Raw genomic sequence first — 17,347 nt, forward strand, 5'->3', positions numbered from 1 at the left:
TGATCGGAGTCATCGGCGACGCCTGCGCAGCAGCAGGTCGAGCACGCGGTACGCGTCCTTCCTGCGTGCGGCCTGCCGCGACCAGACAGCCGGGTACACGACGCCGAGAAGTACGAGGAGCGAAACCAGTCCAGCTGACAGGACGATGTCGACCACGGACACCCGCGTCCCCTTTCACGTTGAGCCCACCCGCTCGGTGCGCTGGTAGTTCCAGCTTCGGGGCTCTCGGGAGCAGGTAGACGAACGGTGACGGAGTTGGTCATCATGTGACGGCCGAGTGGAGCCGGCGGACCGCCGGTTGACGCGCGTTGACAGCTGTTGACAGTTCTTGCCGTGTTGAGGTGTGATGCCGCCCTTCGCTCGACCGGATCCTCTTCCACCGCACCTGCGTGAGTTGAACGAAGCGCTGCACGAGCTGCACCGCCTGGCGGGGAGGCCGAGTGCCCGCCGGGTGGCGGGACATATCAACGCGGGCGCCTTCCGCACCACGGCCACCCACGAATGGGTTCGCCGGGCGTTCGCTAAACCGCTGCTGCCGAACTGGGACCTCCTCGAAGCCCTGGTGACCGTATTGTCGCCGCCGGCTGGGTTGGACACCGCCCTGCAGGTCGAGCGCTTCCGGGTGCTGAGGTTGGCCGCCGAACGGTTGGCCGATGCGCCTGCACCCGACCGCGGGGGTTCGGCAGGAGCACGTGCGCCCCGGACAGCGGGAACGGGCAGCGAGAGCCCGGTGATGGCCTACCCGAGGAGCGCGGACCCCGTGCGCGCACGGCCACCTCTGACTTCGAGCAGCGACGGCGGGGACTTCGCCTTCAGCTTCACCGCGGCGTTCACCCAGCAACTCGGGGCAAGGCTCGCCGAGTCGTCACCTCAACCGCTGGACGAAGGGAACCTCGACCGCCTCCAACCGCGTCCCGGCATTTACGAGCTGTTCCACAGGGGGCAGTTGGTCTACATCGGGAAGGCCGAGCGCACCTTGCCGGCCAACCTCGGTCGGGCGCTCAGGAAGATCTCCGGGCGCCGCGGCTTGGACCCGCGGGACGTCTCGTTCACGCACCTGTACGTGAGCGAGGACTTGACCGCCATCGCTCCCGAAGCGCTGCTGATGAAACGACAGCACGTAGTTCCCCCGTGGAATCGCAACGGGTTCGGCAACAGCGATCCAGGCCGGGGCCGGGATGCCTCACCGGTCGCCGAGGGCCACTTCGACATGCAACATCCCGTGGACCTGTACCTCCCGGTGCGCGAGTTGACCGGTGAGCGCTCGATCAGGGAAGCGGCAGCGGTGCTGAAGCAGTCCTTGCCCTACTCGTTCAGGTACCACGGCGCGATGAAGGACGAGGAGGCGGTCGTGCTGGACTTCGGGGGGATTCCGCCGACAGTGGACTCGGCGTTGGCGCTTCTGGTCAAAGGGCTCGGTGTCGGTTGGCAGGCCACCGCGTTGCCCGGCCACGTGATCGCTTACCAAGAGGACAGGCACTACCCGTCCGCCTTGCGGACCTATCGGAATTCGGTGGTTCAGGGGTTCGTGGTGCACGACCGTTGATGGCGGCGGTGTCCGAAGAGCCGCTCCCGACCGGCCGCCTTGGCAGCTGCCGGTCGGGAAGAGGGCTCTCAGAGCAGCACGCCCGCGCGGCCGAGGTCGTGGTTGAAGTAGGCCGAGAGGGTCGAGGCGGACGCCCGGTAGACGATCGCCTGGGACGCCGGGTCGAGGACCAGGTAGTCCCCGTCGTAGGCGGCGACGGTGAGGAAGTGCGGGACGTTGCGGCCTGACCAGGGCAGGCTGACCATGTTGCCCGCCATGATCGCCGGGCGGCCGTTGCGGACGTGGGTGAGCACCCGGTTCAGGTCGTTGAAGACGACCGTCGCGGACACGCCGTTGGCCGCGAGCGCGCGTTTGACGTCGGACTCGTTCGTGCCGAACTTGTTCGGGTCGTTCCACGTCGGGTCGTAGCCCATGTCGGACCGCGCGCGGTTGATCGCGTCGACCGGGCGGCTCGCGTTCCACGACCTGGGCGTCACGCCCGCCGCGAGCAGGGCGGACACCACGCTGGCCGGTCCGCAGTCCTCGCCCTGGTTGGGTTGACCGTGGAACTGCGACACCGGCACCAGCCGCCCGGTCTGCGTGCCGCAGTCCGGCACGCCGGGGATGCGGTAGTCGTAGCCGGTGGCCAGGTAGGCGTCGGCCAGGTAGCCGCGCAACGCGGGCACGTAGTCCCACAGGTCGCTGGTGAACCCACGCGTGTTGGTCACCGACTGGCCGCGCACCTGGCACGAGATGTCGACCCGCTGCCCGTCCCACACCAGGCCGAGCGACGAACTGGCCGAGGTCGGCGCGGACCGCACGTTCAGCCCGTCGCCGTCGGTGTTGCCGACGGTGGCGGTCGCCGCCGACGCCACGCCGGCGCCGCCGACCAGGGTCGATGCCACCAACACGGGTAAGGGCAGGGCGCGGAGCAGTGTCACGGGAGCCTCCAGAGGGTTACCGGGCGGTCACCCGGGGTGTGAGCCGACCGTGCCGCCCGGGGTTCCGGGCCGGAGAGGGGCGACTTCGTGATCGCGCAGCGGCTAGGCTCGCGATCATGACCGAGAGAATCGAGTCCTCCGCCCGCCGATGAGCGGGACGACCGGGGCGGGACCCCGGATCAGCCTGTACGAGCACGCCGTGCGGTTGCACGAGCAGCACCCCGACCGACCGCTGCCGAACGAGGGCCGACCGTTCCCCGGCGAGCCGCGCGCGAAGCGCCACTCCGGGCAGGGCGGTCGACGCCGGGTCGGGGCGGACGTCGCCAAGGCCCTGGACCGCCACTTCGCCGGTGACGACCCACCGCAGGCCCTCGCCGAAGCCGTCCGCGACCTCGACGTGCCGATCTTCCGCAACGACCGCATGACCGCCGCGGCGCGCCGGGCCGATCGGGAGCGCGTGCGGGAGACCGGCCGGTGGCTGGTCCGGCACGGCCCGGACCAGCCCGCCGTGGCGTTGGGCCTGGCGCTGCTGGCCACCGGCCGGGACGAGGACGACATCCCGCTGATCCGCACGATCGGCCTGCTGTCGAACTCGTTCGGGTGGTTGGCCGCCGACGCGCTGAAACGTCGGCGCGGCGGCGCGGAGGCCCTGGTGTGGTTGGGCGACCGGGTCGCCGGTTGGGGCCGCGTGTACGTGGTGGAGGCGTTGTGCCTGGTCGGCGGCACGGAGGAACGGGACTGGCTGCTGCGCCGGTCGTGCGACGGAGACTTCCTCAACTCCTACTTCGCGGCACGGGTGGCGACGGCCGCCCACCTGCACGAGGCCATCACCACCTGGTCGGATGACGATTTCGTGGACCACACCGGACTCCTGCTGGCCAGGATCGCGGGCGCGGAGGGCATGGGCGGGACCTTGGACCACTACCCGCACGCGCACGCCGTGCTGGACGCGTACGCCGACCACCTGGGTCGGCAGGCGCCCAGCGCGGGCCGGTACACCCGGGCGGCTGTCATCGCCCACCACCTGCGGGCTTCGGAGATCGGCACGGCCGAGCGGCGGGCACGGTCGGTCGACCGCTACCGGGCCGTGCTCGACCGGGACGAGTGGTGCGCGGTGGTCCGGGCGTTCGTCGACGACCCGGACCAGGACGACGACCTGCGGTGGTTCGAGGAGGCGTTCGCGGCGCCGTTGGGGTTGCGCGCGTTCGCGACCGGGGGCGCAGAGTCCCCGGCCCGCCCGTGAGCGCGACGACCGAAAGGACTGACGAGGGCTGACGCGGCGCGGCCGACGGGTGCGGGGACAATGGACGGATGGATGGCTACCGTTCCGGGTTCGCGTGCTTCGTCGGCCGCCCCAACGCAGGCAAGTCGACGTTGACCAACGCGCTGGTCGGGACCAAGGTCGCGATCACGTCGAGCAAACCGCAGACCACCCGGCACACCATCCGGGGCATCGTGCACCGCGAGGACGGCCAGCTGGTCCTCGTGGACACCCCCGGCCTGCACCGCCCCCGCACGCTCCTCGGCCAGCGCCTCAACGACCTGGTGCGGGAGACGTGGAGCGAGGTGGACGTGGTCGGGTTCTGCGTGCCCGCGGACCAGAAGGTCGGCCCCGGCGACAAGTTCATCGCCGCCGAGCTGGAGAAGATCGCCAAGCGCACCCCGGTCATCGGCATCGTCACCAAGACCGACCTGGTCGGTCAGCAGCAGGTGGCCGAGCAGCTGCTCGCGCTGCAGAAGGTGATGGACTTCGCCGAGCTGATCCCGGTGTCCGCGGTGAACGGCTACCAGGTCGACGCCCTGGCCGACCTGGTGCTGGGCAAGCTCCCGGAGGGACCGGCGCTGTACCCGGACGGCGAGCTGACCGACGAGCCGGAGCTGACCCTGGTCGCCGAGCTGATCCGGGAGGCCGCGCTGGAGGGCGTGCGCGACGAGCTGCCGCACTCGATCGCGGTGGTGGTCGAGGAGATGCTGCCCCGCGAGGGGCGCGACGACCTGGTGGACATCCACGCCAACGTGTTCGTGGAGCGGCCGAGCCAGAAGGCGATCATCCTGGGCCACCGGGGCGAGCGCCTCAAACAGGTCGGCATCACCTCCCGCAGGCACATCGAGAAGCTGCTCGGCACCCGCGTGTACCTCGACCTGCACATCAAGATCGCCAAGGACTGGCAGCGCGACCCGAAGCAGCTGCGCAGACTGGGTTTCTAGGGACTGGCGAAGGTGGCGAACCTCTACCGCGACACCGGTGTGGTCCTGCGGGTGCAGAAGCTCGGCGAGGCCGACCGGATCATCACGCTGCTCACCCAGAGGCACGGCAAGCTGCGCGCGGTGGCCAAGGGCGTGCGCCGCACGTCGTCGCGGTTCGGCGCGCGGCTGGAGCCGTTCGGGCACGTCGACGTGCAGTTCTACCCGGGCCGGTCGCTGGACGTGATCACGCAGGTGGAGACGCTGGACGCGTTCGGCGTGGTGCTGGTGGACGACTACCAGCGCTACACGGCGGGGTGCGCGGTGCTGGAGACCGCCGACCGGCTCACCTCCGAGGAGGGCGAACCCGTCCTGCGGCTGTACCTGCTGGTCGCGGGCGCGTTGCGGGCGCTGGCGGCCAAGGAGCGGGACGCCTCGCTCATCCTCGACGCCTACCTGATGCGCGCGATGGCGTTCGCGGGCTGGGCGCCGGCGGTCGACGAGTGCGCTCGCTGCGCCGACCCCGGCCCGCACAAGGCGTTCAACGTGCACGCGGGCGGCATGGTGTGCCCGCGGTGCCGTCCGCCGGGCAGCGCCACGCCGTCCACCGACACGTTGCGCCTGCTCGCGGCGCTGCTGCACGGCCGGTGGGACGAGGTGGACGGCATTCCCGCCGTCGCCCGCCGCGACGCGAGCGGCCTGGTCGCCGCGCACCTGCAGTGGCACCTGGAGCGCCAGTTGCGGTCGCTGCCGTTGGTCGAGAGAAAGGCGCAGGCGACCGACGGTTAGAGTCGCCTGCCGCACGAGAAACCCCTCCGCAGCACACCCCCTGAGAGGACAGCCATGCTCCGCCGACGGCGGGTTGAGCGCGTCCAGCGCGTTCCCCGACCCCCGGAACCGCACCCCACCGGCGCCACGCCGCCGGTGCTGCCCGCGGACCTCGTGCCCAGGCACATCGCGATCGTGATGGACGGCAACGGCCGCTGGGCCAACCAGCGCGGCCTGTCCCGGATCGAGGGGCACAAGCGCGGCGAGGCCGTCGTGGTGGAGGCGGCCAAGGGCGCGATCGAGATGGGCGTGAAGTGGCTGTCGCTGTACGCGTTCTCCACCGAGAACTGGCGGCGCAGCCCGGAGGAGGTCCGCTTCCTCATGGGCTTCAGCCGCGACGTGATCCACCACCGCACCGACGAGCTGGACGAGCTCGGCGTGCGGGTGCGGTGGGCCGGCCGCCGGCCAAGGCTGTGGCGCAGCGTCATCAAGGAGCTCGAGGTCGCCGAGGAGCGCACGAAGGACAACGACGTGCTGAACCTGGCGATGTGCATCAACTACGGCGGGCGGGCCGAGGTCGGCGACGCGGCGCGGGAGATCGCCCGGCTGGCCGCGGCGGGCAAGATCAACCCGGAGAAGGTCGACGAGCGGACCCTCGCCAAGCACATGTACCAGCCCGACATGCCGGACGTGGACCTGTTCATCCGGCCGTCCGGCGAGCAGCGCACGTCGAACTTCCTGCTGTGGCAGTCGGCGTACGCGGAGCTGGTGTTCCAGGACATCCTGTGGCCGGACTTCGACCGGCTCGACCTGTGGCGCGCCTGCGAGGCGTACGCCATGCGCGACCGGCGCTTCGGAGGCGCCGTGGACAAGCCCGACGTGGAGGATTCTTAAGTGACCGACGAGGACGCCAAGGTGACCGCGGAGCTGCTCACCGCGGCCCGCGAGGCGTTGGAGATGTTCCACGAGGTGCACGTCGACGACGACGGCGCGCTGAGCTTCCAGCACGCCGAGGTGCCGTGCGCGGTGCAGGCGATGCGGCTGGCCGACGGCCTGACCGTGCTCAGCCTGACCTGCGTGGTGGCGTGGGACCTGCCGAACGACCCCAGCCTGGCCGTGTCCGCCGCGGAACGCGCCGGTCAGGGCCTGTTCGGCACGCTCGGCGTGGTGAACACCGAGCGCGGGATGGACGTGACGTTGCGCTACGCGTTCCCGGCCGAAGGGCTCAAGCCGGAGCCGTTGAGCACGCTGCTGATGCTGGTCGTGTCCACTGCCTCGCAGCTGCGCAACGAGCTGCTGGCCGGAACCGGGGACGGTGCCTGATGGCCGGGGTGATCGTGTACGAGCCCGACGACGAGACGGACGTGGAGGGCCTGCCGTGGGCCATCACGTTCGAGGCGTCGGCGGGGGAGGAGTGGGCCTCGTTCGTGTGCGGGCCCTACGAGCGTGACGACGCCGTGCGGCTGGCCGAGGAGGTGCTGGCCGCGAGCCGCGGCGTGACCGCCGTGGTCGAGCCGCTGCTCCCGGTCACGGAGGCGGTGGACGTGCTGGCGACGATCGCCGAGCTGCGTGACGAGGAAGAGGGCTCCGAGTAACGCCGGGTGGCCACCTCGGTACGGTCGGGCACGGCCGTACCGGGGTTCGGGGGACCGTTGACGGTGCCCCGGCGGTTCTCCTACGTCTACCGCTGGGCGTCCTTCTCGAGGACCTCGTACCCGACGAACGTGAACATGCGCACGCCCGCGGCCAGCGGTTGCGGTTCGGCGTGGAAGCGGTGGGCGCCGACGCCGAAGCCCGCGTCCGGGTCGGACAGCCAACGGCGGGCGAAGCCGCGCTCCTCGAACCACTCGCAGATCAGCGGCACGCGGTCCGGCGCGCCGCGGTGGCGGGTCCAGATGACCGTGCCGCCCGTCCGGCACAGCTGGGCGCAGTGGTCGACGGTCCGCTCGATGTCCTCGTCGGTGATGTTGCCGAACACGCCGCAGACCAGCACGAGGTCCGCCGGTGCGAGGTCGCGGTAGTGGTCGGTGAGCGAGGCGTCGGCCGTCCGCACCTCAACCCCGGTCAGGCCGGCCGCCCGGGCCGTCGCCTCGGCGACCGCCGCGTTCCGCGGGTCCAACTCGACCAGGCGCGCGCGGACGTCGTGCCGCCGGGGGTGGTCGGCGAGCACCTCCAGCAGGTCGCGCCCCTGCCCCGCGCACAGGCAGAGCACCCGCAGCGGCCCGGGCGGGCTGTCGTCCAACGCGGCCCTGACCTGCGCTTGGACGGCCCGCAGTCGCCGGGCGAGCGCGGAGTCCGGGCGGTCGTAGTCGGCGTGCCACCCGTGCCAGTCCACACTCCGAACCTACCGCCCGTGACGGTCACGTGGCCGGCGGCTGAAGACCCGACGTAGGTCGGTGAGCCGTCGGCGGTGGTTCTGGCATCATCTCGAAAGTGACAATCACTGGCGAGATCCGGGGCGCGGGGCCGCGCCGTCCGCCGCCGCGCTGGAAGATCACTTCGCTGGAAGTGCTCTGCGTGCTGCTCGTGGCGGCGCTGCTGTTGCAGGACTGGCTGGTCGGCGTGCTCGACGTGCCGGTGCTGCGCACGGCGTCGACGGTGTTCGTCGCGGTGTGCGTGCAGGCGCTGCCGTTCCTCGTCCTCGGCGTGCTGATCAGCGGTGCGATCGCGGCGTTCATCCCGGCCACCGTGCTGCGCCGGGCGCTGCCGACGAGAACCGCGCTGGCCGTGCCCGTCGCCGGTGTCGCCGGGGTGGCCCTGCCCGGCTGCGAGTGCGCGGCCGTGCCCGTGTCCCGCCGCCTGATGCAGCAGGGCGTGGCGCCCGCCGTGGCGCTGACGTTCCTGCTCGCGGCGCCCGCGGTGAACCCGATCGTGCTCGTGTCCACGGCCGTGGCGTTCCCCAACGCGCCGATGATGGTGCCCGCGCGGTTCGTCGGCGCGCTGCTCACCGCCGTGGTCATGGGCTGGCTGTGGACCCGGTTCGGCAAGGCCGAGTGGATCGCCGAACGCGCGCTGCGCCGCCTGCCCGACCACGACGGGTCGTCCCGCTGGCTGGTGTTCGCCGAGACCGCGCGGCACGACCTGGTCGACGCGGGCGGGTTCCTGGTGCTCGGCGGCGTGTTCGCGGCGGCGTTCAACGTCCTCGTGCCGCAGGCGTGGCTGGAGACGTTGGGCGGTCAGATCGTGCTGGCCGTCGTGGTGCTGTCGCTGCTGGCCGTGGTGCTGGCGCTGTGCAGCGAGGCGGACGCGTTCGTGGCGGCCTCGATGTCGGCGCTGCCGCTGCTGCCCCGGCTGGTGTTCCTGGTGGTCGGCCCGGCGGTCGACGTCAAGCTCATCGCGCTGCAGGCGGGCGCGTTCGGCAAGTCCTTCGCGGCGCGCTTCGCACCGGCCACGTTCCTGGTCGCGATCGCGTCGGCCCTGGCGGCGGGAGCGGTGTTCCTGTGAGGCGGGAGAACCGAGGAGGCGTGGGGACCCATGAGGCGTGAGACGCAGAACATCCTGCTGGTCCTGCTCGGCGGCGCGCTGCTCAAGCTCGCGCTGACCGGCACGTACCTGCGGTACGTCAAGGAGTCGTTGCAGCCGTGGCTGGTCGTGACCGGCGGCGTCATGGTGGTGCTGGCCCTGGTGTCGATCGCCCGTGACATCCGCGCCGGGCAGTCCCGGGCAGGTCAGGCGGAGCCCAGCGGGATCGAGCACGCCGGGCACGAGCACGGCTCGTCGCGCAGCCCGTGGATGCTGCTGCTGCCGGTGCTCGCGGTGTTCCTGATCAGCCCGCCGGCGCTGGGCGCGGACACGGTCAACCGGTCCGACCGCAACGCCGCCCAGGAGGCCAAGGCGTCGAGCGGGTTCGCCCCGCTGCCGTCCGACGAGGTCGTGCCGCTCACCATCGGCGAGTTCGTCACCCGCACCGCGTGGGACGACTCCGGCTCGCTGGACGACCGCACGGTCAAGCTCACCGGGTTCGTGGTGCGCAAGGACGCCGACGTGTTCATCGCCCGGCTGACGATCTCGTGCTGCGCCGCCGACGCCTCGCCGGTCAAGGCGAAGATGGTCGGTCAGGACTTCGCCGCGCTGCCGACCGACCAGTGGGTCGAGGCCACCGGCCGGGTGGTGCCCGGCTCGGCGACCAAGGAGAGCGCGTTCGTGCCGACGTTCACGGTGTCGCAGGTCGTGCCGATCACCGCGCCCGAGGACACCTACGAGGGCTGAGCCACGAGGCCCGGGCTAAGAGTGCCGGGCCTCGGCTCGGCCGCCGTCGCAGCAGTCGCGGCACGTGCCGAAGATCTCCACGGTGTGGCTGACCTCGACGAACCCGTTCTCCGCCGCGATCCGGTCGGCCCACTTCTCCACCGCCGGGCCCTCGACCTCCACCGTGCGGCCGCACCCGCGGCACACCAGGTGGTGATGGTGGTGCTGGGAGCAGCGGCGGTAGATCGCCTCACCGGAGTCGGTGCGCAGCACGTCGACCTCGCCGGCGTCGGCCAGCGACTGCAACGTGCGGTAGACCGTGGTCAGGCCGATGCCCTCGCCGCGCTTGCGCAGCTCCTCGTGCAGCTCCTGGGCCGAGCGGAACTCGCCCAGCGAGTCGAGCAGCTTGGACACGGCGGTGCGCTGCTTGGTCGAGCGCAGCCCGGGCACCGCGGTGGTCGGGCGCTCGCTAGTGGTCACATCTCCTCCGTCCGGGGGGTCCGGTCGGTCTGGTTGATACCACGCGGCGGCCCCTCGTCCACATGGGTCACCGCGTCTACCACGATGTGCGCGAGGTGCTCGTCGACGAGCCGGTAGACGACCTCGCGGCCGTGCCGCTCGCCGTGCACCACGCCCGCGGCCTTGAGCACCCGCAGGTGCTGGCTGATCAGCGGCTGGGCCACGCCCAGCGCCTCGACCAACTCGTGCACGCACCGGTCCGCCTCGCGCAGTTGCAGCACGATCGCGATCCGCACCGGCGCGGCGAGCGCCCGCAGCAGCTCGCCGGCCGCGGACAGGGTCCGGGTCGGCTGCCGCGGCGCCGGTGGTGGCACCCGGCGTTCCGGGGAGTGCACGTGTTCGCCCCGCACTCCTGCCGTCACGGCGCCTCCCACGTGGTATGGATTTTCACCACCGATACTACGGCGCTAGAGCACGGACACCGTGACGAGCACCAGCACGGCCAGGACGAGCAGTCTCAACACGCGTGCGCTCGGCGTGAGCAGGGGCCACGTGGTGGCGAGCAGCGCCGCCACGCCGAGGGCCAGCAGGCCCAGCAGCAGCGCGCCCACCGTGCCCCGCAGCCACACGCCCGCCAGGAACAGCGCCAAGACCAGCAGGAACGCCGCCGGCGCGGGCACCCGCGAGAGCGGTCCGGCACCGGGGATCAGGGTCCGCTTCGAGTCACCAGCCACCGTGGCATCCTTGCACCGTGCTGCTCGTGTGCCGCTTCACCGTGGCGGAAACCGGGGTCGAGGCGTTCACCGGGCGCGTCGACCGGGCGTTGGCCCTGCTCACCGCCCAGCCCGGCTGCCGACGTGCCCAGCTGTCGCGGTCGACCGACGAGGCGGACCGCTTCGTGCTGACGGTCGAGTTCGACTCCGTGGTCGCCTACCGGCGGGCGTTGTCGCCGTTCGAGGTGCGCGAGCACGTCATCCCCCTGCTGTCGGAGGCGAGCACCGACGAGCCGGCCGCCTACGAACCGCTGCTGGTGGCCGCCGACGGCGCGGTCCGCCGCGAGGTGAGCCTGCTGGCGCACGACGCCGGCACCGTCCGTCTCGGCGAAGCCGCAGGTCCGACGACTCCGCGCTGAGCGGGCCGGTCCCGCGACCCCGCCTCCGGACGCCGCCGTCACCGGAACGTGCGCGCACGGGTGCGGCCCGGTCGCCCGAGGGCTGCCCGACGGCAAGGACTACGCTGGCAAGCCCGTTTCCGTCCCTTTCTGCATCTCCCGATGGAGTGTCCGTGGCAGCCGATCGCATCGAGACCGTCGTCAGCCTGTGCAAGCGTCGCGGGTTCGTCTACCCGTGCGGCGAGATCTACGGCGGCACCAGGTCGGCCTGGGACTACGGTCCGCTCGGCGTCGAGCTGAAGGACAACATCAAGCGCCAGTGGTGGAACTTCATGGTGCGCGGCCGCGAGGACGTGGTCGGCCTCGACTCGTCGGTGATCCTGCCGCGCGAGGTGTGGGCGGCGTCCGGTCACGTGGAGGCGTTCGTCGACCCGCTGGTCGAGTGCAACTCGTGCCACAAGCGGTTCCGGCAGGACACGCTGGTCGAGGAGTACGCCGAGCGCACCGGCAAGCAGGTCGCGGAGGGCGACGTCTCCGACGTGCCGTGCCCGAACTGCGGCACCCGCGGCCAGTACACCGAGCCGAAGATGTTCAACGGCCTGCTCAAGACCCACCTCGGCCCGGTGGAGACCGAGGAGGGCCTGCACTACCTGCGCCCGGAGACCGCGCAGGGCATCTTCACGAACTTCCTCAACGTGCAGACCACGTCGCGCCGCAAGCCGCCGTTCGGCATCGGCCAGATCGGCAAGAGCTTCCGCAACGAGATCACGCCGGGCAACTTCATCTTCCGCACGCGCGAGTTCGAGCAGATGGAGATGGAGTTCTTCGTCGAGCCGGGCACGGACGAGGAATGGCACCAGTACTGGATCGACGAGCGCACGCGTTGGTACAACGAGCTGGGCATCTCCAAGGAGAACCTGCGGCACTACGAGCACCCCAAGGAGAAGCTGTCGCACTACTCGAAGCGGACCGTCGACATCGAGTACCGGTTCCGGTTCGGCGGCCAGGAGTGGGGTGAGCTGGAAGGCATCGCCAACCGCACCGACTTCGACCTGACCACGCACTCGGAGCACTCGGGCGTCGACCTGTCGTACTTCGACCAGGCCACCAACTCGCGCTACCGGCCGTTCGTGATCGAGCCCGCCGCGGGTGTCGGCCGGCCGATGATGGCGTTCCTGCTGGAGGCCTACACCGAGGACGAGGCGCCGAACGCCAAGGGCGGGGTGGACAAGCGGGTCGTGCTGCGCCTGGACCGCAGGCTGGCGCCGGTGAAGGCCGCCGTGCTGCCGCTGTCGCGCAACGCCGACCTGTCGCCGAAGGCCAAGGACCTGGCCAACGCGCTGCGCAAGCACTGGAACATCGAGTTCGACGACGCGGGCGCCATCGGCCGCCGCTACCGCAGGCAGGACGAGATCGGCACGCCGTTCTGCGTGACGGTCGACTTCGACACCCTCACCGACCACGCCGTGACGGTGCGGGAGCGCGACACCATGTCGCAGGAGCGGGTGTCGATGGACCAGCTGGAGGGCTACCTCGCCGCCCGCCTGATCGGCGCCTAGCGGCTTCGCTCACGCGCCCGCGCGGTGCTCGGAGGGGCTCACGCCGCGTTCCCGCTTGAACGCCGTGCTCAGCGCGAACGCGGTGCTGTAGCCGACCTGGCGGGCCACCGCGGCGACGGTGGCGGACGGTTCGCGCAGCAGGTCGGCGGCCAGGGTGAGGCGCCAGTCCGTCAGGTAGGCCATCGGCGGTTCGCCGACCAGTTCGGTGAACCGCCTGGCCAGCGCGGCCCGGGACACGCCGACGGCGTCGGCCAGCGTCGCCACCGTCCACGGACGCGCCGGGTCGCCGTGCAGCAGCCGCAGCGCGCGCCCCACCACGGGGTCGGCGTGCGCCGAGTACCAGGTCGGCGTCTCCGCCTCCGGACGGCAGAACCACGACCGCAGCACGGAGATCAGCAGCAGGTCGAGCAGGCGGTCCAGCACCGCCTCCTGGCCCGGCTCGTCCCGGGTGATCTCGTCGGCCAGCAGCGGCACCAGCGGCAGTTCCGCGCGCGGCGCCACGAGGAACGGCGGCAGCACCGACAGCAGCCGTCGGCTCACCTCGCCGTCCAACTGGTACGTGCCGCTGAGCATCACCACCGACCCGTCGGGGTTCGCGCCCCACGTGCGCACGCCCAGGCCCCACTGCTCGCACAGCGCGGCGCCGTCCGGCGTGGTGGTGATCTCGCCGGGGTGGACCACCGCCTGCACGGGCGTGCCCGGGTCGTCGGCCAACGCGTACGGGTCGGGCCCGCGCAGCACGGCGACGTCACCGGCGCCCAGCGGCACGGGATCGCCGTCGTGCGGCAGCAACCACCCGCCGCCGCGCACCATCGCCACCACGGTCAACGGCGCGCGGTCCTCGATGCGCAGCGACCACGGCGGGTCCAGGACTGTGCGCATGAGGAACGCGCCACGGGCGCGCGGCCCGTCCAGCAGCCCGGCGAGAACGTCCACGGCCGCCAGCCTAAGACGCTCGCGTATGCGATCGAGGCGTCGAGCGATGGAAAGTCGAGGACCCGTCCACTTGACTGGGTCCATGTTCCCCACGGTGACGATCATCGCGGCCCTCGGCTGCGGGATGATGGCTGGAGTCTTCTTCGCGTTCTCCGCGATGGTCATGCCCGGGCTGCGGCGGGCCGAGCCGGCGGTCGGCGTCGCCGCCATGCGGGCGATCAACCTCGCCGTGGTGAACCCCGCGTTCATCGGCGTCTTCGTCGGCACGGCGGTGGTCGGTGTGGTCGCGGCGTTCGAGGGCGACCCTTGGGCGTGGGCGGGCGCGGCGCTCTACGTCCTCGGCGGGATCGTGCTCACGGGCGCGTTCCACATCCCGCGCAACAACGAGCTCGAACGGCTCGGCACGACCGAGTACTGGACCCGCTACCTCCGCGAGTGGGTGCCCATGAACCACGTCCGGGCGCTGCTCTCGGTCGCGGCTGCCGCCTCGTTCACCCTCGCAGCCCTCTCTTAGGCGTGGTTCACCGGCCTGGGCGGCCGCAGCACTTCTTGTACTTGGCGGCCGAACCGCACCAGCAGGGCGCGTTGCGGGCGGGCGGCCAGGCGACCGCGCCGCCCTCCTCGACGATCTCCGCCAGGCACGCCAGGCGGATCTGCTCGTCGGCGGGATCGCCACCCGTCCTGGCCGCGAAGTCCAAGAGCCGGTGGACGGTCAGCGGCACCATGGTGATCCGGGCGACGCCCGACTCGGACAGCTCGCGGTTGGCTGCCTCGCGGTCGGCGAGGACGGTCTCCTCGTCAGCGTGCTGCACCAGCTGCGGCCACGTCTCGTGCGCGCGGGAGATCTCGCCGCGAGGCCAGAACAGCACCCGCGCCTCCTTCGGCGACGCCCGCGGCGTCAGGGCGCGGGCGAACTCCTCCGCGTGGTCCTCCATGGACCGGACCGACTCGTCGAGCTCGTCCGGGGGCATCGCCAGGGCCTGGCGCACACGTCGCCGGCCGGCCAGGACGGTGTTGGCGTAGGAGGCGAACCCGAACTCGCCCGACCGCTGCGCCAGCTCCTCCTCGGTCAACCGGGACAGGGCCATGCCGTACCAGGTCAGCGCCTCGTCGAGGGAGCCGCGTTCCTCCAGCAGCTCGGCCGCCAGGTGGTACGGCGCCGGTGACGGCGGCCGTTCGCGCCGGAGGGTGTCGAGCTGGGCCTCGGCCTGCTCGACCCGGTCGAGGGCGAACAGCACGTCGGCCAGCGCCACGCGGGCCTCGTCGGCGTCCTCACCGCCCTCGGCGACGGCCTGCTCCAGCAGTGCGACGGCACGTTCGCCCTCGCCGGCCTGGCGCCACGTCTCGGCTGCCTCGATCAGGATCTGCGTCCGCTCGTCCGGGTACTGCTCCAGATCGGCTTGCAGTTGTGCGGCGATGTCCGCCGGCGTGCCAGTCTCCACCCCGCACAGGGTATTTCGATCACTCACAGTGATTGAAATACCCGGTAGATGATCTGCGTCACGAACCATCGAGTGAATATCGGGCGGAGTGGGCGTAGGCGGTTCCGGATTAACCGTCACGTCACCCGGATTTGTGACACTTGATCACAGGCGCGGCTCATCGGGGGGTGTCATGGCGCGTGTCGTCGTCGTCGCGATGGCCTTGGCGCTCGTCGCCGTGCTCGCACCCTCCCCGTTCGGCCACGTCGGCGTCGTGCGCGCCGTCCCGGTCGGGCACAGCGCGGCCGGCTCGGAGGAAGAACCCGCCCGCGAGTGCCGCCAGGGCCCCGAGCCGCGATCTTGGTCCACCCGATCGTGGCCGGCCAGACCGGTCGCGCGCTCTCACCGCGACGTTCCCGGCACGACCCGCCGCGCTACCGTGAGCACATCGCCGCCCGTAGGACGAGGCCGCGAAGAACACCTCCGTTCCTGGACCACGCCGTCGGCTTTACAGGTGTTCCGGAACTGATCGGCGCCCCACCGCCAGTAGATCGCATCGTCCGACCAACGACGAGTGGGGTAAACCGAATGGAATTCCGTCAACGGCTCCGGCCCGCCCGTGCGCATTCACCTCGCGTTTCCCGGAAAATGGGACGCGGGCCCGCCGGCGAGCCCGAACCCTTCACCCGCACGACATCACGCACCGTGAACGACCCGGGGGTCGGCGCGTGAGCACCCGGACCGAACGACCGGCGCCGCCGACCTTCTGGCCCGACGTCGGCGCCTCGCTGGTGGTCTTCCTGGTGGCGCTCCCGCTGTGCGTGGGCATCGCCGTCGCCTCCGGCGTGCCGGCGGAACTGGGCATCATCACCGGCGTGGTGGGCGGCCTCGTGGTCGGCCTGCTGCCCGGCAGCACCATGCAGGTCAGCGGCCCGGCGGCGGGCCTGACCGTGCTGGTCGCGGACACCGTCGCGGAGCACGGGTTGGCGGCGCTCGGCCTCATCGTGCTCGGCGCGGGACTGCTCCAGATCTCCCTGGGCCTGCTGCGGCTGGGCCGCTGGTTCCGCGCCATCTCGCCGGCCGTGGTCCAGGGCATGCTCGCGGGCATCGGCCTGGTGCTCGTGCTCGGCCAGCTCTACCCGTTCGGCGGGCAGGACCAGCCCGCCACGACCGGCGAGAAGTTCGCGGGCCTGGCCGACCTCGCGCGGACCGCGGTGACGACGCCGGTCGGCTTGAGCGGCTTGGCCGTCGGCGTGCTGACGCTGGTCGTGGCGTGGCTGTGGAAGCGCACGCCGTGGCGCGCCGTGCCGGGGATGCTGGTGGCCGTCGTGGTCGCCTCGGCGGTGGGCGCGCTGCTCCCGCTGCCGCGCATCTCGGTCGGCCCGCTGACCGACGTGGTGTCCCTGGTCGACTTCTCCCCGCTGGACGCGGGCGTGCTGGGCGCGATGCTGACGTTCGCCCTGGTGGCGTCGGCGGAGAGCCTGTTCAGCGCGGCGGCCGTGGACCGCATGCACAGCGGGCCGCGCACGCGGTACAACCGGGAGCTGGTGGCGCAGGGCGTCGGCAACGCGGTGTGCGGTGTGCTCGGCGCGTTGCCGATGACCGCCGTGATCGTGCGCAGCGCGACCAATGTGGACGCAGGCGCCCGCACCCGGCTGTCCCGCGTGCTGCACGGCGTGTGGCTGCTGGTGTTCGTCGTGCTGCTGCCGGGCGTGCTGTCCTACGTGCCGCTGGCGGTCCTGGCCGCGCTGCTGGTGCAGGCGGGGTGGAAGCTCCTGGCGCTCGGACAGGTCCTGGCCCTGGCCCGCGCGCACCGGGCGGAAGCCGCCGTCCTGGTGCTCACCGCGGGCCTGATCGTGGTGACGGACCTGCTCACCGGCACCCTGGCGGGCCTGCTCGCGGCGGTGGTCAAGACGGCCTGGGACATGTCCCGCCTGACCGTCACGGTGACCGCGCACGGCGAGGACCACCACCACGTGGCGGTGCGCGGCAACGCGACGTTCCTCAAGTTGCCGGGCCTGCTGGAGACCCTGGAGGCCGTGCCGGACAGCAAGCACGTCCGCGTCGACCTGACCGGCGTCCGCCACCTCGACCAGGCGTGCGGACAGGCGATCGACCACTGGGCCGCGAGACGCGGCAGCGTGGAGCTGATCCACCCGGTGTCCGACTGAGCCGGGCCCCCGGCGCGGCGATCCCGCGCCGGCCGTTCCCCGTCCGTGGCACGCGGCAGCCGCCGTGCCCGCAGGTAGTCCTCG

At 71.7% G+C, this 17,347-nt stretch carries 21 protein-coding genes; 13 read left to right on the forward strand and 8 right to left on the reverse strand.

The features are described from left to right. Window positions 1-9 precede the first annotated feature (9 nt). The gene (locus ABTZ99_RS12830; protein WP_498778427.1) at window positions 10-162 is read right to left on the reverse strand and encodes a hypothetical protein; all 153 of its coding nucleotides are present in this window, start codon (window positions 160-162) and stop codon (window positions 10-12) included. Between the two features lie 232 nt (window positions 163-394). On the opposite strand from ABTZ99_RS12830, the gene ABTZ99_RS12835 reads away from it, so the two are divergent. Then, window positions 395-1,546, forward strand: a complete 1,152-nt coding sequence (locus ABTZ99_RS12835) for a GIY-YIG nuclease family protein (protein ID WP_499611027.1) — start codon at window positions 395-397, stop codon at window positions 1,544-1,546. 68 nt (window positions 1,547-1,614) lie between these two features. Here ABTZ99_RS12835 and ABTZ99_RS12840 read toward each other — a convergent pair whose 3' ends face one another. After that, the gene (locus tag ABTZ99_RS12840; RefSeq protein WP_499611029.1) at window positions 1,615-2,466 is read right to left on the reverse strand and encodes a C39 family peptidase; all 852 of its coding nucleotides are present in this window, start codon (window positions 2,464-2,466) and stop codon (window positions 1,615-1,617) included. A gap of 148 nt (window positions 2,467-2,614) precedes the next feature. On the opposite strand from ABTZ99_RS12840, the gene ABTZ99_RS12845 reads away from it, so the two are divergent. The 6 genes from ABTZ99_RS12845 to ABTZ99_RS12870 all read left to right on the forward strand — a co-directional run bounded on the left by ABTZ99_RS12845 (window position 2,615) and on the right by ABTZ99_RS12870 (window position 7,013). Continuing rightward, window positions 2,615-3,709, forward strand: coding sequence for a hypothetical protein (locus ABTZ99_RS12845; protein WP_499611032.1), 1,095 nt, complete (start codon window positions 2,615-2,617; stop codon window positions 3,707-3,709). A gap of 68 nt (window positions 3,710-3,777) precedes the next feature. Then, window positions 3,778-4,674, forward strand: coding sequence for a GTPase Era (gene era, locus ABTZ99_RS12850; protein ID WP_499611035.1), 897 nt, complete (start codon window positions 3,778-3,780; stop codon window positions 4,672-4,674). A 12-nt stretch (window positions 4,675-4,686) separates the two neighbouring features. Then, window positions 4,687-5,439: a DNA repair protein RecO gene (gene recO / locus ABTZ99_RS12855; RefSeq protein ID WP_498786898.1), complete on the forward strand. Its 753-nt coding sequence runs from the start codon at window positions 4,687-4,689 to the stop codon at window positions 5,437-5,439. Between the two features lie 54 nt (window positions 5,440-5,493). Further along, the gene (locus ABTZ99_RS12860) at window positions 5,494-6,312 is read left to right on the forward strand and encodes an isoprenyl transferase (protein ID WP_498786897.1); all 819 of its coding nucleotides are present in this window, start codon (window positions 5,494-5,496) and stop codon (window positions 6,310-6,312) included. After that, window positions 6,313-6,741, forward strand: a complete 429-nt coding sequence (locus tag ABTZ99_RS12865; RefSeq protein WP_230566865.1) for a YbjN domain-containing protein — start codon at window positions 6,313-6,315, stop codon at window positions 6,739-6,741. Continuing rightward, window positions 6,741-7,013, forward strand: coding sequence for a hypothetical protein (locus tag ABTZ99_RS12870; protein WP_499611039.1), 273 nt, complete (start codon window positions 6,741-6,743; stop codon window positions 7,011-7,013). Before ABTZ99_RS12865 ends, ABTZ99_RS12870 begins: the two co-directional genes overlap by 1 nt. Window positions 7,014-7,099: 86 nt before the next feature. On the opposite strand, the gene ABTZ99_RS12875 is transcribed toward ABTZ99_RS12870, so the two are convergent. After that, window positions 7,100-7,753 carry a class I SAM-dependent methyltransferase gene (locus ABTZ99_RS12875; protein WP_499611042.1) on the reverse strand — a complete coding sequence of 218 codons (654 nt, stop codon included), beginning with the start codon at window positions 7,751-7,753 and terminating at the stop codon, window positions 7,100-7,102. Between the two features lie 98 nt (window positions 7,754-7,851). Here ABTZ99_RS12875 and ABTZ99_RS12880 point away from each other — a divergent pair, with 98 nt between their 5' ends. Together ABTZ99_RS12880 and ABTZ99_RS12885 are read left to right on the forward strand one after the other, a co-directional pair. After that, window positions 7,852-8,862 carry a permease gene (locus ABTZ99_RS12880; RefSeq protein ID WP_499611045.1) on the forward strand — a complete coding sequence of 337 codons (1,011 nt, stop codon included), beginning with the start codon at window positions 7,852-7,854 and terminating at the stop codon, window positions 8,860-8,862. A gap of 30 nt (window positions 8,863-8,892) precedes the next feature. Next, window positions 8,893-9,627, forward strand: a complete 735-nt coding sequence (locus ABTZ99_RS12885; RefSeq protein ID WP_499611048.1) for a TIGR03943 family putative permease subunit — start codon at window positions 8,893-8,895, stop codon at window positions 9,625-9,627. 15 nt (window positions 9,628-9,642) lie between these two features. Here ABTZ99_RS12885 and ABTZ99_RS12890 read toward each other — a convergent pair whose 3' ends face one another. Genes ABTZ99_RS12890 through ABTZ99_RS12900 form a run of 3 tightly spaced genes read right to left on the reverse strand, consistent with a single transcriptional unit; the run spans window position 9,643 to window position 10,799 of the window. After that, a complete protein-coding gene (locus ABTZ99_RS12890) occupies window positions 9,643-10,086 on the reverse strand; it encodes a Fur family transcriptional regulator (RefSeq protein ID WP_498786892.1) in 444 nt (147 codons plus the stop codon). After that, window positions 10,083-10,487 carry an ArsR/SmtB family transcription factor gene (locus ABTZ99_RS12895; protein WP_372470458.1) on the reverse strand — a complete coding sequence of 135 codons (405 nt, stop codon included), beginning with the start codon at window positions 10,485-10,487 and terminating at the stop codon, window positions 10,083-10,085. Before ABTZ99_RS12895 ends, ABTZ99_RS12890 begins: the two co-directional genes overlap by 4 nt. A gap of 45 nt (window positions 10,488-10,532) precedes the next feature. After that, window positions 10,533-10,799 (reverse strand): DUF6703 family protein, encoded by a 267-nt coding sequence (locus ABTZ99_RS12900; protein ID WP_498784037.1) that lies wholly within the window; start codon window positions 10,797-10,799, stop codon window positions 10,533-10,535. Between the two features lie 17 nt (window positions 10,800-10,816). Here ABTZ99_RS12900 and ABTZ99_RS12905 point away from each other — a divergent pair, with 17 nt between their 5' ends. Further along, window positions 10,817-11,197 carry an antibiotic biosynthesis monooxygenase family protein gene (locus ABTZ99_RS12905; protein ID WP_498720217.1) on the forward strand — a complete coding sequence of 127 codons (381 nt, stop codon included), beginning with the start codon at window positions 10,817-10,819 and terminating at the stop codon, window positions 11,195-11,197. A gap of 152 nt (window positions 11,198-11,349) precedes the next feature. Next, entirely contained in the window at window positions 11,350-12,735 is a 1,386-nt protein-coding gene (locus tag ABTZ99_RS12910; RefSeq protein WP_498784035.1) for a glycine--tRNA ligase, read from the forward strand. 9 nt (window positions 12,736-12,744) lie between these two features. Here the strand turns inward: ABTZ99_RS12910 and ABTZ99_RS12915 are convergent, their stop codons facing one another. Further along, window positions 12,745-13,671: an AraC family transcriptional regulator gene (locus ABTZ99_RS12915; RefSeq protein WP_499611054.1), complete on the reverse strand. Its 927-nt coding sequence runs from the start codon at window positions 13,669-13,671 to the stop codon at window positions 12,745-12,747. 82 nt (window positions 13,672-13,753) lie between these two features. Here ABTZ99_RS12915 and ABTZ99_RS12920 point away from each other — a divergent pair, with 82 nt between their 5' ends. Continuing rightward, window positions 13,754-14,185 carry an anthrone oxygenase family protein gene (locus ABTZ99_RS12920; protein ID WP_498784031.1) on the forward strand — a complete coding sequence of 144 codons (432 nt, stop codon included), beginning with the start codon at window positions 13,754-13,756 and terminating at the stop codon, window positions 14,183-14,185. A gap of 7 nt (window positions 14,186-14,192) precedes the next feature. Here the strand turns inward: ABTZ99_RS12920 and ABTZ99_RS12925 are convergent, their stop codons facing one another. Then, complete coding sequence (locus ABTZ99_RS12925) at window positions 14,193-15,113, reverse strand: SEC-C metal-binding domain-containing protein (RefSeq protein ID WP_499611058.1); 921 nt, start codon at window positions 15,111-15,113, stop codon at window positions 14,193-14,195. A gap of 707 nt (window positions 15,114-15,820) precedes the next feature. Between ABTZ99_RS12925 and ABTZ99_RS12930 the strand changes: the two genes are divergently transcribed. Further along, a complete protein-coding gene (locus ABTZ99_RS12930) occupies window positions 15,821-17,263 on the forward strand; it encodes a SulP family inorganic anion transporter (protein ID WP_499611061.1) in 1,443 nt (480 codons plus the stop codon). Window positions 17,264-17,347: the final 84 nt, after the last annotated feature.

The organism is Actinosynnema sp. NPDC002837, assembly GCF_040295345.1.
GTDB lineage: Bacteria > Actinomycetota > Actinomycetes > Mycobacteriales > Pseudonocardiaceae > Actinosynnema.